The 14,919-nt window shown below is 68.1% G+C and carries 13 protein-coding genes, 1 tRNA gene and 1 pseudogene; 8 read left to right on the top strand and 7 right to left on the bottom strand.

The genetic code is table 11. The features are described 5' to 3' along the window. Positions 1-99: 99 nt before the first annotated feature. A complete protein-coding gene (locus ACFVYS_RS01725) occupies positions 100-300 on the bottom strand; it encodes a hypothetical protein (protein WP_389498029.1) in 201 nt (66 codons plus the stop codon). Between ACFVYS_RS01725 and ACFVYS_RS01730 the strand changes: the two genes are divergently transcribed. Genes ACFVYS_RS01730 through ACFVYS_RS01740 form a run of 3 tightly spaced genes read left to right on the top strand, consistent with a single transcriptional unit; the run spans position 214 to position 1,432 of the window. Beyond that, complete coding sequence (locus ACFVYS_RS01730; protein WP_389498031.1) at positions 214-393, top strand: hypothetical protein; 180 nt, start codon at positions 214-216, stop codon at positions 391-393. The two genes, ACFVYS_RS01725 and ACFVYS_RS01730, sit on opposite strands and share 87 nt — an antisense overlap. Before the next feature lie 8 nt (positions 394-401). Beyond that, positions 402-1,133, top strand: coding sequence for a GntR family transcriptional regulator (locus ACFVYS_RS01735; protein WP_389498032.1), 732 nt, complete (start codon positions 402-404; stop codon positions 1,131-1,133). Next, a complete protein-coding gene (locus tag ACFVYS_RS01740; protein ID WP_389497807.1) occupies positions 1,130-1,432 on the top strand; it encodes a hypothetical protein in 303 nt (100 codons plus the stop codon). Before ACFVYS_RS01735 ends, ACFVYS_RS01740 begins: the two co-directional genes overlap by 4 nt. A 115-nt stretch (positions 1,433-1,547) precedes the next feature. Here ACFVYS_RS01740 and ACFVYS_RS01745 read toward each other — a convergent pair whose 3' ends face one another. The 5 genes and pseudogenes from ACFVYS_RS01745 to ACFVYS_RS01765 all read right to left on the bottom strand — a co-directional run bounded on the left by ACFVYS_RS01745 (position 1,548) and on the right by ACFVYS_RS01765 (position 7,158). Then, complete coding sequence (locus ACFVYS_RS01745; protein WP_389497809.1) at positions 1,548-3,062, bottom strand: restriction endonuclease; 1,515 nt, start codon at positions 3,060-3,062, stop codon at positions 1,548-1,550. Between the two features lie 298 nt (positions 3,063-3,360). Then, positions 3,361-4,816: pseudogene (locus tag ACFVYS_RS01750) on the bottom strand (NF041680 family putative transposase). 145 nt (positions 4,817-4,961) lie between these two features. Then, positions 4,962-5,744: a phosphotransferase enzyme family protein gene (locus tag ACFVYS_RS01755; RefSeq protein WP_389497811.1), complete on the bottom strand. Its 783-nt coding sequence runs from the start codon at positions 5,742-5,744 to the stop codon at positions 4,962-4,964. A gap of 150 nt (positions 5,745-5,894) precedes the next feature. Further along, positions 5,895-6,248, bottom strand: coding sequence for a hypothetical protein (locus tag ACFVYS_RS01760; RefSeq protein ID WP_389497813.1), 354 nt, complete (start codon positions 6,246-6,248; stop codon positions 5,895-5,897). Between the two features lie 544 nt (positions 6,249-6,792). Next, entirely contained in the window at positions 6,793-7,158 is a 366-nt protein-coding gene (locus ACFVYS_RS01765; protein ID WP_389497815.1) for a hypothetical protein, read from the bottom strand. A 651-nt stretch (positions 7,159-7,809) separates the two neighbouring features. On the opposite strand from ACFVYS_RS01765, the gene ACFVYS_RS01770 reads away from it, so the two are divergent. Beyond that, positions 7,810-8,025, top strand: coding sequence for a hypothetical protein (locus ACFVYS_RS01770; protein WP_389497817.1), 216 nt, complete (start codon positions 7,810-7,812; stop codon positions 8,023-8,025). Between the two features lie 943 nt (positions 8,026-8,968). Further along, a complete protein-coding gene (locus ACFVYS_RS01775; RefSeq protein ID WP_389497819.1) occupies positions 8,969-9,514 on the top strand; it encodes a DUF5958 family protein in 546 nt (181 codons plus the stop codon). A 302-nt stretch (positions 9,515-9,816) separates the two neighbouring features. Here ACFVYS_RS01775 and ACFVYS_RS01780 read toward each other — a convergent pair. Beyond that, positions 9,817-9,889: transfer RNA gene (locus tag ACFVYS_RS01780), tRNA-Arg, on the bottom strand. Positions 9,890-10,210: 321 nt separating this feature from the next. On the opposite strand from ACFVYS_RS01780, the gene ACFVYS_RS01785 reads away from it, so the two are divergent. The 3 genes from ACFVYS_RS01785 to ACFVYS_RS01795 all read left to right on the top strand — a co-directional run bounded on the left by ACFVYS_RS01785 (position 10,211) and on the right by ACFVYS_RS01795 (position 14,888). Beyond that, complete coding sequence (locus ACFVYS_RS01785) at positions 10,211-11,818, top strand: dynamin family protein (protein ID WP_389497821.1); 1,608 nt, start codon at positions 10,211-10,213, stop codon at positions 11,816-11,818. 3 nt (positions 11,819-11,821) lie between these two features. Continuing rightward, positions 11,822-14,005, top strand: a complete 2,184-nt coding sequence (locus ACFVYS_RS01790) for a YfjP family GTPase (RefSeq protein WP_389497823.1) — start codon at positions 11,822-11,824, stop codon at positions 14,003-14,005. 394 nt (positions 14,006-14,399) lie between these two features. Next, positions 14,400-14,888 carry a single-stranded DNA-binding protein gene (locus ACFVYS_RS01795; RefSeq protein ID WP_389497825.1) on the top strand — a complete coding sequence of 163 codons (489 nt, stop codon included), beginning with the start codon at positions 14,400-14,402 and terminating at the stop codon, positions 14,886-14,888. Positions 14,889-14,919 lie beyond the last annotated feature (31 nt).

A 14,919-nucleotide genomic window follows, 5' to 3' on the forward strand; every position in this document is an offset into this window, starting at 1 on the left:
TTCGCCCGTCCCCTACCGATCGACTGCATGCCGGATCGGTACTCACCACGCCTGCGGGGAGTCCGCCCCGACGGTGGCGCCGGTCGACCTGCCGGTGGTCTACGAGGTGTGCGACTGCCCGTGCCACGCGGCGTCCAGCCAGTCCACGCCTGCGGAGGTGCAGAAGTGAGGCAACGGGCGTTCGGCGGCGCACAGGTATCCCAGCCAGTCGAGATCACCTCGACCACTGTGCAGCGCGGCGACATCATCCAAGTCGGCGGACGGGCGTGCCGGGTGAGCAACCTCTTCCAGTTGCCCCAAGGCTCCGAGCAACTGCTCTTCGAGTCGGGCGAGCTGCTGACCATGCACACGCGAACCCGACTCGTCGCCGTGCGGATGCAGAGAAGGCGGTGATCCAGCCCATGCGTTCTCGCCATCACGACATCGCCGATGACCTCAAGGCTCAGATCGCGACCGGTCGCATCAAGCCTGGGGAACGCCTGCCGTCCGAAGTCGGACTGGCCGGCCAATACAAAGTCAGCACGGCGACCCTGCGGAGCGCTCTCGCGGTGCTTCAAGGGGAAGGCCTCGTCGAGAAGATCCACGGCAAGGGGAACTTCGTCCGCCTCCGCCTCCGCAAGATCATGTACGTCGGTGGCTGGGGGACGCTAGACCCATGGACAGCCGCTGAGGCAGCTCTGCGCGTCACGGACTGCGCCACTGCGATCGAGGCGAATGGTCATCTGGCAGCCCTGTTGCGAGTCCCGAACGGCAGCCCGCTGACCGAGTTCCTCAGCATCAGCTACCAGGGAGAGTCCCCGCACAGCCTGGCCCGCATCTACGTCCCGCGCGACCTGGAGCCCACCGAAGCGCTCAGTGACGGCGCCTCATACATGCGGACAGAAGAGAGCTTTGCTGTGCTGAGCCCTCTGTCGGTGGAGGTCCGGGAGACGGTTTCCGCCCGCCCTCCGACACCTGATGAGGCGTCCACCCTTCGGATCAACCCCACCACTGCGGTGCTCGCGATCACCCGAGTTGCCGCCGACGCTGCCGGCCGCGTGGTCGAGGCCGCGCTTCTGGTGTTCCCGGGGGACCGCGTCGACGCGGTTTTCACCACCCACCACGTGAGCAATGAGAGGCAGACGCAAGGATGACGACACAGAACGAGCTCCGGCTTCTCCCGTGGTCGGGCCCAGAGGACAAGCCCTGCTACCTGAGCACGGACGACAGGGACGGCTACATGTCTCGCCTGGCCGACAACATCGAATCAGAGCAACTCGAGACAGCAACCGAACTGCTGAAGCAGGCCACGGAAACCCTCGGCGACGAGCACGCTGGCCCGGAGGACATGCAGCTCCTGGCAAAGGAACTGACCGGAGCCCTACGAGACGTGCTCCGCGTAGCCACCAGCCGCGGTCACCTCTTGGAGGTGAGCGAACCGCAAAGCCTCTGAGGAGGACGATTGGCAAGGCAAGGAGGATAGCGGGGCAGCCTCCCGTTCAACCCGCACTGGGAGAGGGACTTGGACGGGATCCGGGTCCCTCTCTCTGTTGGTCACGCTGAATGGCCTACTGCACGTCGGAGGCCTGCCAACCCGGAGGTGTCTTCGGGAGGCCGATCAGGACGTCCATGTTCAGGTACTCCTTGAGTAGCGCTTTCAGGTTGCGCCCGTTGATGAGCTGCATCCTGCCCGTTCGGTGAGCGAAGTCATCGCTTGCCTTGCCGAACCATGAAGTCGTGACCAGGACCCCACGGCTTGCAGCCTTGTCGTGCATCACTCCTGCCAACGCACGGACTGTCTCAACGGGCACCGCGTTCTTCGACCGCTTTGCTTGGATGGCGAAGACCGTGGTCCCCACCGGGTCACGTTTCACAGCGACGGCGTCCACACCATCATCCCGAGAACCCTGGGTACGCCAGGTCTCGAAGCCCATCGCTTCAAACAATTCGCGTACGAGCCGCTCGAAGGCGTATGGGTCCATCTGTAGGAGGTCGGGTCGGCTGTCGAGCCCTGCTACGGCACCGGCATCAGCAGTGATGCGGTACATCGATAGGTCGATCTCCACGACAGGGGGCACCGGCTCGAGATCGTGCGGATGGCGGGAGACGACAGCGCCGAGGTATTTGAGGCAACGCTGTGGATCTAGCTCGGGCTCATCCAGAACGAGTTGGTCGAAGTCCTCGCGCTGGGCAACCACACTCACAAGGCAAGGCCGAACCGGCCGCCCGGTGGCGCGGTCCTTGGCACTCACGTGCCCGTTGAACACCACTGTTGTGACGAGACTGGGTGGGGTGGTCGAAAACGCTTCGTCCAGTGCCCGAAGGGCGAGGCGGGCAACGAGAGTGCGGTATGCCTCTTTGGACTCGGACTCCTTACGAGGTTGGGCGACGATCTCGACTCGCTGTGCCACAACGCGGTACGACATTACGGTCGGCAGCACTTCGTGCTGGGGCAGTTCGACTTCGATCAGGAGCCGCTGAGCCTCCGGAACGTAAGCCGCTCCCGCACCCGCTCGGCACCCCTCGGGCACCGGTGAGCGACTAAGCACTTCCTCCACAGCGTCGGCCACGCCCTGCGGGCCCTGGTCAGCGAATGTCTGCTCGACATACGGGTGCCAACTCTTCAGCCTCTTGGGCCGGTCTGTCAGCACAGCCTGTAGTGCCGCCATGCGCTCCTGGGCCTGGAGCGTGCGTTGCTCTGCCTCATCCTTCAACTGCGCCAAGCGGGTCTCGCGCGCCTGCTTCTGCCGCTCCTTCTCCGCGCGCGTCTGCTCCCGCTCCTGCTGCTCGGCAGTGCGCTCCCGCTCGGCTTGGCGCTTGGCCAACTCCCGCTCGATGCGGGCAACCTCCCGCGCCTGCGCAGCCTGCTCCCGATTGAGGTGCTTTTCCCCTGCGGCCAGCAGGCGAGCATGTTCGGCTTCGGCCTTGGCGGCCTCTCGCTTCTGACCGCGCCGACGCTCCTCCGCAGCCTTCGCTGCCCTCTGCTCCTTCTGCTGGGCGCGCTTCAACTCAGCGGCCTTGGCCTGTTGCTTCGCCTTGTACGCCTCAGCGAGCACTTGCATCACTGTTTTGCGGCGCGCCACGAGTCCCCCACCTGTACTCACGCAACCTTCGAAAGCTGCACTCAGACGGCTCGCCCCGTCGGGGCACCCCTCACCGATACCCAGACCGGCTGAGCGGGAATCGTTGCGCTGACCGCCTGCGGTCTGGCCACTGCAAGGTCATTAGCTTGGGAAGCTCGGGTTCTTTACGGATGGTTGCAGGGCTGACCTGCGGCTGACCGGCGACGGGGCCTGACTGGCCGGCGACTTGGTCCCCGCCATTCCCCGTGGTTCCCCGCACGACCTGGCACGGTTCTGGCACGACGTCTTAGCTTGTTCTTTATGGTCTGAGTCGGTTTCGTTCGATGATGCTCTCGGGTCGTTTCACGGTCTTGCCCACGTCGTAGCGGGTGGCGGGCCGTCGGTTCTTCGAGCCAAGTGGCCTTCCAGGTCCGGGCGTTGAGGGTTTCGGTGCACGGGCCGGACAGGTGAGATGTGGGCGGAGGTTTCTGAACCCCCGGCGGACTCGGGCCGGGGTGAGTCGGCCGGGCTCGGCGGGCTTCTCCCACGGCCGCCGCAGGTCGGCGGCGGCCCCGCGCAGGAGGCGGATCTGGGTGTGCGCGGCGATGATCAGCCAGGTCCAGCGCTCGCCGGCCGCGGGGGGTCCGCAGCTTCGGCCGGGTCCACCCGAGGGTCTGTTTCATCAGCCTGAAGAGGTGCTCGATGTCGAATCTCCTCAGGAACGCCTGCCAGCGCACGTCGACGTCCTCGCTGTTCAGGGCGGTGGCGGACGACCAGAGCCAGAGCGGGAGCGGGTCGCCTCCGCCAGGCAGTCGGTCGACCTGAAGGCGGATCAGCGTGCCCTCGATGATGGGGAGTTCGCCGGTGTGGTCGATCCATGCGGAGCGGGTGGTCAGGCGGGGGTGGATGCGGTCCCAGGCCATCGCGTGGGCGGTGCCGTACCGGTCGGTGACCTGCGTCGTTGCCGCGTCCGGCCCACCCCAGGTGTCCGGTTTGGCGAAGCGGAACTCCTTGCCGTGCTTCGGCGGTCGCCCGCCCTGGGGGTAGGACAGGGCGTACTCCTTGAGCGAGGGTGTCGGCCGTCGCATGACGCGGTCGGAGCGCATCCGTCCCAGCACCTCGACCGGGAGGCCGGCAAGGAGGTGGGCCATGCGCGGGGCGTCGTAGCCGGCGTCGAAGACGATGAGGATGTCGCGGTCGCCGACGTGCCAGCGGCCCATCTCGATCAGGTCCTCGACCACACGGCGGAGCTGCGCGGCGGTGACCTCGGCGACGTCGTCCTCGGGACCGAGACGGACGGCGTCCAGGAGCTGGCACCAGGACGTCCGGCCCGATTCGAGGGCGGCGACGAAGGAGTACGGCCAGCCGGGGATGAACTGATCCGAGGACCGTCCGCTGCGGCCGTAGACGTGGCAGAACAGGCGGTCCGCGCTGGTCGGAGCGTCGGGGCGCAGCCAGTTGCTGACGTCGACCGCCAGGACCAGGCGGCCGTCAGCGGCCCGAGGCATCGGCAGCCCGGCCAGCACCTGCCGCAGCCGGGGCACGTCCACGCTCCCGTGGTTCAGTGCCTCGTACATCGCGCCGTGCCCGCGCCGGTGCTCGGCCACCAGCGTCAGGTCCACCGGCGAGGTCACCGGACCGTCCGCGCACAGCAACGCGTCGATGAGGTCGAACAGTTCGTCCCCGCGCGCGGTCAGGCAGTCGAATAAGTCCTCCCGGAAGCGTGACGCTTGCGCGAACGCCTCCCCGGGACCGGCGTCAGGCAGCAGACTCACCCTCACGGCCTTCGTCTCGATCGGTGCACCTTGGTCGGAGCACATGATCAGACGAAGGCCGCTTCAATGTCCGGCGAATGCCCAGGTGAGTGATCCAGTTCGAGATGTCGTTCGACGCCGGGAGCCAGGCACGGGCACTGATGCCTCAGCTAGCGAGCAGAGCCTGCATCCACTGGTCTTCGCGTTGCTCGATGTATTCGGCGTCGTTTCGCCAGGCGTCGCCATGGCCTTCAGCCCACAGCCTTGCCCAGGGCTGGGCTCCTTGGGCTGCCTGGTCGCGCAGGAAGTCGTGCATGGAACGCGTACGGCGCCCCAGCACAGGGACCAACCGACGACGCTCGGACTCAGCGAGACCGTAGGCGTCGGCGAAGACTCGCAGTCGGTCCGCCGCGTCCGGGCTCTGCCAGTCCGGATGCGCGGACAGCGGGATGAACCCGTGAACGGCGTAGGCGACATCCCACAGGCGCGAGCCGGGACCTGCAGTGTCCCAGTCGATGAAGGCCCACCGCGCCTCACCTCCGACCACGAGGTTCCAGGGGGCCAGGTCGTTGTGGGCGATGATGTCACTGCCCTCAGCGGGGATCAGCGTCTGCCACCGCGCATCGGACGGCGGCGTGAAGTCCTGCACGGCGTCGTGGAAGTCCCGGATCAGCCGTGCCACGCGAGCCAGTTGTCGAGCGGGTTCCATCAGCGAGAACCGGTCGGGCCAGACCACATCTCCCGGCATGAAGGTCAGGACCTCACGCCCCTGATCGTCAATGCCGAGTGGGCGAGGCGCCGCGCCGAATCCCACTTCATGCAGGTGGGCAAGCAGAGCATGCACAGCGGGAGTCCATGGTCCGGCCGGACGGCGAACGGTGTCCCCGACGCGAACGACACCATCACTGACGTTGCCGCCGGACAAGGGCTCTTCATCATCGTGCCGCATCGAACCAGTGTGTCGGATCAGCCCGTCATGATCACCCCATTTAGGGGGAGCGTCAGAGTAGGGACGGAGGTTAAAGAACAAGCTTAGTGTTGTTGCCCCCACCGTGACGACCGGACAGAGGCGGACACATACGTCCCGCCCGGGGCGCTGTCAGCAGTGGATGTCATTGGCCTGGCCAGGGAGCAGCGGAGGTGGGGTCCACTCCAGTCCATTCTTGGCGAGAGTCGCCAGGATCCATGCCTGGCCGGCCGGGTCGGCCACAGTCCAGGTCCAGGCCATGGGGCGCGTCCGCTTGCGCCAGGACTTCCACCGGGATTCTCGTCTCGCACCCAGGGCAATGTTGTGAACAAGGTCGGCAAGCCAGGCGATGCATGCGACATAGTCATCGTTGGGCCAACCAGCAAGCGGCTTGTGCCGTCGAGCCATGTGCCGAATCTCGATCACAGCGGAGTAGGTCAGCATGGCCATTGCTGCGTGGTCGTCAACGCATCGATCCTTGCTCATGAGGCCCTCCAGCTTGCTGATGCCGCGCACCCTAGCGTGAGGTCGACGGAGCTGCGTTGGCCGGTGTCCCACCCGGGCCGGGGTCTGCGCACACGGCTCCGGAGGCCTGTTGGTAGCCGGGCAACGCGGCAGGTCACGGCCCTGCGTGCGCCAGATCGGGCGGGATGAGTCCACGGCCGGAACAGAGACGGGATGGCGCCACTGTTATGGGTGGCGCAGTGAGGTTTGCAGGGTCGGCGGCAGTACCCCAAATCTCCGTCACGCCAGAGACGTCAACTACGGAGAAGGTTGCCTCCCGCGTGAGAACCGGCGCCCCGTCCCGGGCGATGGCCGCCCTGAGGCGCCTGGCCATCGGCGCACTCCGACTCGCCGGCCGCACCGACATCGCCGGAGGCCTTCGCTGCCGCGCCCGCAATCCCGCTTACTTGCTCACCACTGCAGATATCACGTGATCAAACCGGGTGAAGTTGCGAGAACGACGCAGCCCTGCCCGTCGTCCGGCCAGCGGGCGCGATCAGACGCGCCTGCTGGCCTTCCAGCGAATTCAGCAGGTGGACCTGCTGGAGATCTTTATTCCGGTGACACTGTAGGCGTTGGCAAACACGGTTGAGTTGTTCGGCGGAAGGCAGATCGAGGTGCCGTCCTGGAGCCGCAGGTACACCACGTCGTCGTTCCGGGTGTTCATGACCCCGTAGTGCGGCCGGGGCGTGACGGCCTGATAACTACTGGTGACGTCCTTGTACTTCGAGATCGGCGTGCCCGCGAGCAGGGCGTTGTTGTCCACGTAGAAGCAGACGTAGGGGTACGGACAGCCTTGCGTGGGGGCCTCCGCATGGGCTGCAGATGCGCCGGTCACGGAGATGGCTGTGACGGCCACGCTCACCCCCGCGAAGCTTGCAACCTTCCGCATGACGGACTTCATCAAACCTCCAAAAACTCGGTCAATTGTTCGAGTCTGCCCGCGAGTGGTGGCGGGCATGACAAGGCAGGAGCGTAGCCGGGACAGACGTAGGCTGCTGTCACGAACTCCCCATGCCCTCACGGCGCTTGCGGACCGTCACGCCTGGGCCCGGCCGGCGCAGCTCCGCTACTCGCTGCGGATGCTCCTGCCGGATATACGGAAGATCTTCTGGTCGATGTGCACGTCCACGAAGAACTTCATCGCCCTCGGGCTGGACCACGCGCGCCACAAGGGGCAGCCAGACCGGTCACATCCTGCGGATGTAGTGCGCGCCTCGGCCGCTGCCCCCAGACGACAAAGAACCCCCGGTTGTCGACCCGGGGGTTCACATGGAGCGGGTGACGAGAATCGAACTCGCACCCTCAGCTCGGGAAGCTGCGGTCACTCGGGGCTGATTGGTCCGCTCACCTGGGCGAATGACCGGATGGTGGCCGCTTCGGGCCGGGCCACTTTCCCCGCTGTTCCCCGCTCGATCTGGTGCGCTTCTGGTGCGGCTGTCTGTGGTGCCCAACAGTCAAACGTCGGCCGCTTTGGGAAGAAGCCTGTATTCGCAGCGGCTGAATCACGATGATGAACGAGCAAAGTGGGGGAGGGGCCATCATGGCTGACGACCAGCAAGACCCGCTCAGGCCGAAAGCGGACGAGATACTTGAGGCGCTGAAGCCTGCCCAGCTGCGGCTGTCGGAGTACGACAAGCAGCGACTGGAGGAGATGAACGGCGCCAACCTACCGTTCTTTTGGATCGGCTACGCGGTTGTGGTTTTCGGTGGGTTCTGGCTGTTGATCAAGCTACTGGACTGGTGGCACAGCCTGTAAAGCGCTGCTGGAGCTACACAGCCGGCCTCTTCTCGCCGTCAGAACCCAGGACCTCCTCGTTGACCTCTTCGTCCCGAAGCAACTTGGGCAGCGGCGGTGCCTAGGGCTGGTGTGTCTCTCACCTGCGCCGATGGTCCGCTGACGTCCGTGCGCATCCGCTGTTGTTCGTCGGCGTCGTCACGCAGTTAGACACGCACCTGGTGGGGACCTTCACTCCCCCGGGCGGGATGAGGCGATCCCGGAGGACCTCACCGCTTGGCAGGGTATGCCTTCTGATCCGAAGCTCTGTATAGATCAGTCACGAACGGTTGCACCGGCCGCGTCATGGCCTCGGAGAGACGCCGTCAGACGGTGCTGGTTACTGGGGTTGCTGTACTTCGCTGCTGTACCGCGGACTCATTCCGCTTTGCAGGGTGGCGCATTTTGATCTTGGTGAGGGGCATTCGGAGGTTGGTCCCACTCAAGGAGGTTCGATACCTGTGACTGTCCCTATTGCTTACAAAGGGCTGGAGCTGATGCCGACGTGGTTTGTCGTCGTAGCTGCAGCGTTGGCTGTCGTCGGGATCGTTCTGGCCTATCGGCGGGGACGCTGACAGTTGGTCCAAATTCGACGGACCGCCCCCCATCAGTTGATGGTGGTGGTCCGCCCCGGCCATGGATGTTTGCAAATTGGCCTCATCCTTATCAGGTCGGTCACAGGGGGTCGGCGACGTTGGTAACCGGCGGTGGTGCTCGGCTGATGGTTCGCCGGGGTTCGCCGCTGATCGCTGCCGTCCGGGGCTGTTGGTGTCAGGGGGTGGTGTCAGCCGCCCGGGGCAGACTTGACAGCTTCGCCGCTCACCCAATCAATCTGCGGCGCGGTCGGGAAACCGTGCTGCTCATGGGTGGCCGCGCGCGTACGGTCGATCTGAACCAGGGGAAGTCTGTGTTGTACGCACACGAGGTGATCCTGAACGAACTCGCCCAGGGCCTCAGACCGGTGGCCGAGGGCGTCGAGTGGTTCGGGGGCCTCTCAGAGGATGACCAGCGCAAAATCCTTCATGCACTGGTGCTGTTCAGTGGGCAGGCCCGCGCCTGCGAGGAGGACGTGCCGGAGAGCATCGCTCGTTCCGGCCTCCGCCCTACGCACACGCCGGTGGTGATGCTCACGAAGTGGCGCTTCGGAATGGAGATCCACGAGGAACGTGACCTGAAGGGCCGCGCCGAGGGCGAGACGCGCACCGTGCCGGGTCATCCCGCCCTGTCGCGCATCCTGCGGCAGCACATCGAGGACGAACAGCTCAAGCCCGGTGATCTGCTGTTCCAGGGGGAGGCGGGCGGCATCCTCACGGGTTCGGTCATTCGTCGGGCGTGGCGCAGCGCTCGCAAGGCTGTCCTGCCCCCGCACGTCTTCGAGTCGCCCACGGGGAAGCGGGTGTACGACAACCGGCACACGCGCCTCACGAAGTGGCTCAACGACGGGATCCCACCCGCCCAGGTGGCCGAATGAGCCGGGAACAGTGTGCCGGTGCTGCTGGCTACCTACGCACGGTGTGTCGAAGGGCAGCTGCCTGACTTGAAAAAGCGCCTGGAGGCCGCCGGGGATCTTCCCGAGCCGACCGACGCGGGCTGAGGCCTCTCGCCGAAAACTTCGACACGTATTCGACACAGCCACCCGCGAAAACCCGGTTACAGCCGGACAGCCCCGGACCCTCCCCATGATCATCGGGAGAGTGTCCGGGGCTTTGGCGTGTCGCGCCATACATGCTCTGACCAGCAAAAAAGCCCTCCCAAAGGGAGGGCGGGAACTTGCGCCCCCGGCAGGACTCGAACCTGCGGCCAAGCGCTTAGAAGGCGCCTGCTCTATCCACTGAGCTACGGGGGCCGGGTGTGGTGGCCTCGTACGTGCTGCCCGGGTGTGGGCTGATCCGTGACGTTGCCGGGGACAAGGATAGGGCTCCCGGTTCCTTGTCCCGGTTGCTTCGCCTCCGTGGCTCAATGTGGAGGTTCGGTGAAGCGGTCCTGATAATCGCAGGCAGGTGCGAATCGTGCATCGCTTTTCGCGTCCCGGGCCACGGGTGTTGTGCACTCGTTATGCCTGCGCTGTGCCTCTGTCCCAGTCGTACCTTCCGTCCCTTGTGTCCTATCGGCGCGCAGACATGCCTATATGCTTCATAAATCCCCTAAAATTGGGCATTCTTCGCATGTGGTGACCTTGGACGTACGGCCTCAGCTGCTCGACGCACTTTCCGCCCTGCGCGACCGTGTCGCCGCCGCACGCTTCCCGCTTCCCCTGGCGGGGGCCCCACGCGCGCGTGCCAACCGCGACGAACTGCTCGCCCAGCTCGACGACTATCTGGTGCCCCGGCTCAAGCAGCCCGACGCGCCGATGCTGGTCGTCGTGGGCGGCTCCACCGGCGCCGGTAAGTCGACCCTCGTCAACTCCCTGGTGGGCCAGCGGGTCAGTGAAGCGGGCGTGTTGCGGCCGACGACACGGACTCCGGTGCTCGTGTGCCATCCGGAGGACCATCACTGGTTCAGCGGCATGCGGGTACTGCCGCGGCTCACGCGCGTGTGGGCGCCCCATCAGGAGTCCGCGGACGACCTGTTGTTGCCCGGCGAGGACGGCAGACACGTGTTGCGGATCGAGACCGCCGACACCCTCCCGCCGGGCCTCGCCCTCCTGGACGCGCCCGACATCGACTCGCTCGTGGCCGACAACCGCGTGCTCGCCGCCGAACTGATCTGCGCCGCCGACATCTGGGTGATGGTCACGACCGCCGCCCGATACGCCGACGCCGTGCCCTGGCATCTGCTCCGCACCGCCAAGGAGTACGACGCCATGCTCGTGACGGTCCTCGACCGCGTACCCCACCAGGTCGTCTCCGAGGTGTCCCGGCAGTACGGCGCGCTGCTCACCAAGGCCGGGCTGGGCGACGTACCGCGCTTCACGGTGCCCGAACTGCCCGAGTCCGCGTGGGGCGGCGGGCTCCTCCCGGCCACCGCCGTGGCGCCGCTGCGGAACTGGCTCGTCCACCACGTCCAGGACCCCGGCTCCCGCCGCCACGCCCTGGCCCGCACGGCCCAGGGCGTCCTCGACTCCCTCAAGGCCCGGCTGCCCGAACTGGCGGGCGCCGCCGCCTCGCAGTACGCCGCCGCGCTGCGCCTCACATCGGCCGTCGACGCGGCGTACGACACCGAGTACACGCGCGTGCGGGGCCGTCTGCAGAGCGGTGCCGTGCTCGCAGGCGACGCGCTCAAGCGCTGGCGGGCCTTCCCACTGGACTGCACCGCCGGTGAACTCCTCGACGCCTTGGTGGAGAGCCTCGGCGCCCTCCTGCTGTGCGCCGTCACCGCCGCCGACGAGCGGATCGACGACGCCTGGCGGCGCGAACCGGCCTCGGACGCACCGGAGCTGACGGACCAGGACGCCTCGCCGGAGAGCACCGAGCACCGGATCGGCCTGGCCGTACGACGGTGGCGGCGCGAGCTCGAGGAGTACGCCGAGGACGAGGTCCGTGGCCTCGAACGCGGTGTCGCACCCGATCCCGAGTCGGTCGCCGCCCTCGTCGCCACCGCCCTGCTGGGCGGCCGCAGGGCGCGTTCGGCCGGAGAGGGGCTCGCCGAACGGATCGGCGCCCACGGGGCGCTGCGGCTGCGCGACCGTGCCGGACGGCTGCTCACCGAACACCTCGACCGTGTGCTGCACACCGAACGCGAGCGGCGCCTCGCGCCCCTCGACGGGCTCGAAGTCCACCCCGAACCCCAGGCCGAACTCATCGCCGCGCTGTCCGTACTTCAGAAGGAGAGGTGACCGGTGACCGCCGTCACTGACCAGGACCACACGGACAACGACCACACAGACAACGATCAGACGAACGACGATCAGACCGACAACGATCAGACCGACAGTGACCACGAGCACAGCCACCACAGCCCGGACGGCAAGGACGGCAAGAGCAGGAGCCGAGGAGCGGGGGAGAGCCCGGAAGCCGGGGAGCAGGCGCAGGTGCGGGTTCAGGACCGCGTGGGCGCGGAGGACGGCGGTACGGAGGAGAGGCCCGCGAAGTTGCCCGTGAGGGGCTCCGCGAAGGGACCCCGTGCGCAGGAGACGGACGTCCACGCGCGCGTGGCCGATGCCGACGGCGTCGCCGCCCCTCGCACGGCCCCCCGTACCGCCCCCCACGCGCCCTCCCGCAGGGAATCTCGTTCGGAATCCCGTTCGCAGCCCGGTACGAACCCGGGTGCGGGTGCGGAAGCGGGTGTCGAACCCGGTACGGACCCCGCCGGAGGCTGGGACGACGGGCTCATCGCCCGCCGCGTGAGTGAGGCGACCGCCGCAGAGCAGGCCGCCGTCATGGAGACCCGGGTCGGCGGTGGCGGCGGGAGCGCCCTGCCGTCGACCCCGCTCACGTACGACGCGCCCCTGCGGTCCCGGCTCGAGGCGCTGCGTGAGCTCGTGGGACTCTCCCGCGCCCGGCTCGACAGCCGGACCCTTGCCGAGGCCGGCCGGGTGCTCGACGAGGCGGCGGCCCGGCGCAGGCTCTCCGGTCAGCACACCGTCGTCGCCATCGCGGGCGCCACCGGGAGTGGCAAGTCGCAGCTGTTCAACGCCCTCGCCGGAGTGAACATCTCGGAGACGGGCGTACGCCGGCCGACCACCTCCGCACCCATCGCGTGCAGTTGGAGCGACGGCGCGTCGACCCTCATCGACCGGCTGGGCATCCCGGGCCGGCTGCGCAGGCGGCCGGTGCAGAGTCAGGAGGCCGAGGCGCAGCTGCGCGGGCTCGTCCTGATCGACCTGCCCGACCACGACTCGGCGGCCGTGCAGCACCGCGAGCAGGTCGACCGCGTTCTGGCGCTCGTCGACGCCGTCATCTGGGTCGTCGACCCCGAGAAGTACGCCGACGCCATCCTCCACGAGCGCTATCTGCGGCCCATGGCGGGCCACGCGGAGATCATGTTCATCGTCCTCAACCAGGTCGACCGGCTGCCCGGCGAGGCCGCCGAGTTGGTCCTGGACGACCTGCGACGCCTGCTCGACGAGGACGGCGTCGCCCTCGGCGAGTACGGCGAACCGGGCGCCACCGTGCTCGCCCTGTCCGCGCTCACCGGCGACGGCATCGGAGAACTGCGCGAGGTGCTCGGCCAGTTCGTCACGGAGCGCGGCGCCGCGGCACGGCGGATCGCCGCCGATGTGGACGCCGCCGCGTGGCGGCTGCGGCCCGTCTACGCCACCGGGCGGCGCATCGGGCTCAGCGAGGAGGCGCGGGACGAGTTCGCGGACCGCCTGGCGGACGCCGTGGGCGCCACCGCCGCCGGCGAGGCCGCCGAACGCGCCTGGCTGCGCAACGCGGGCCGGGCGTGCGGGACGCCGTGGCTACGGCTGTGGCGGTGGCAGCAGGACCGGCGCGACCCTCCCACCGGACGACTGCCGGTCCGTGCCCAGGCCGACGAGGAGGCCACGGCACGGCAACGCGTCGAGCAGGCGGTGCGCACGGTGTCCGAGCGGGCCTCGGCGGGGCTGCCCATGCCGTGGGCGCAGGCCGTGCGGGAGGCGGCCGTACGCGGTGCCCAGGGGCTGCCCGAGGCGCTGGACCAGCTGGCGGTGCGGGCCGGGCTGCCGCAGGGGCGGCCGCCGCGGCCGGGCTGGTGGCCGGTGGCCGTGCTGGCACAGGCCGGCATGACCCTGCTCCAGGTGGTCGGCGGGCTGTGGCTGCTCGGACAGATCGTCGGGGTGATGGCGCCGAACCTCGGGGTTCCGGTGCTGCTGATGGTGACGGGCATCATCGGCGGCCCGCTCGTCGAGTGGAGCTGCCGACTGGCGGCACGGGGGCCGGCCCGGCGGTACGGGCAGGACGCGGAGCGCCGACTGCGGGAGGCGGCGGCCGGGTGCGGCCGGGCCCGTGTACTGGATCCCGTCGCCGCGGAACTGCTGCGGTACCGGGAGGTCCGGGAGCAGTACGGGCGGGTCACGGGGGTGGGGGCCGCCGCTCGGTGAGGTGCCGTGGGCGATCCGCGAGGGGCGATCCATGAGGGGTGGTCCACGAGGAGTGGTCCACGAGGGGTGGTCCATGAGGAGTGGTCCGCGAGGAGTGGTCCACACGGGGTGATTTACGAGCGTGATCCGAGTGGGTGATCCACAGGGCGCGGCGTGTGGATCACTCGTCCGGGTGGTGGAGTTTTCCACAGGCGGTGGGTGGTCCACAGCGCTCGGCGGGCCCGGTCCGACGGAGGCAGTCTGGCTTCGCGGTGATCGCGACGGATGCGGTCGCCGTGAAGGCGGTGACGGTACGCGGTGAAAGGGCCACGGCTGTCACGGCGGACGCAGCCGTGCGGGACGGGCCCGTACGTGTATCCGGGCGGGGCGACCGTCCGGCGAGGAGGGGTTCACGATGAACGAGACGATGGTCTGCACGGTCGGCAACGTGGCGACGCAGCCGGTCTACCGGGACCTGGCGGCGGGGGCGTCGGTGAGGTTCCGGCTGGCGGTGACCTCGCGCTACTGGGACCGCGAGAAGGGCACCTGGACCGACGGGCACACCAACTTCTTCACGGTGTGGGCCAATCGGCAACTGGCCACCAACGCGGCGGCCTCGCTGAACGTCGGCGACCCGGTGCTGGTGCAGGGCAGGCTGAGGGTGCGTACGGAGTCGCGCGAGGGACAGCAGAGCCGGACGTCGGCGGACATCGACGCCGTGGCGATCGGCCACGACATCTCGCGGGGCACCTCCGCCTTCCGGAGGTCGGGCCGACCCGAGCCGATGGCCGTCGGCGCACCGGCACGGCCCGAGCCCGACTGGGAGACACCGGCCGCCGACGCCGCCGAGCCGGAGCCCGACACCCCGCAGAGCCGGCGGCGCGAGCCGGTGGCGGTGACGTGAGCTGAGGACGGGGCGGTGTGGTGCGGTGCGG

This window comes from Streptomyces sp. NPDC058295, assembly GCF_042880655.1.
GTDB lineage: Bacteria > Actinomycetota > Actinomycetes > Streptomycetales > Streptomycetaceae > Streptomyces > Streptomyces coriariae.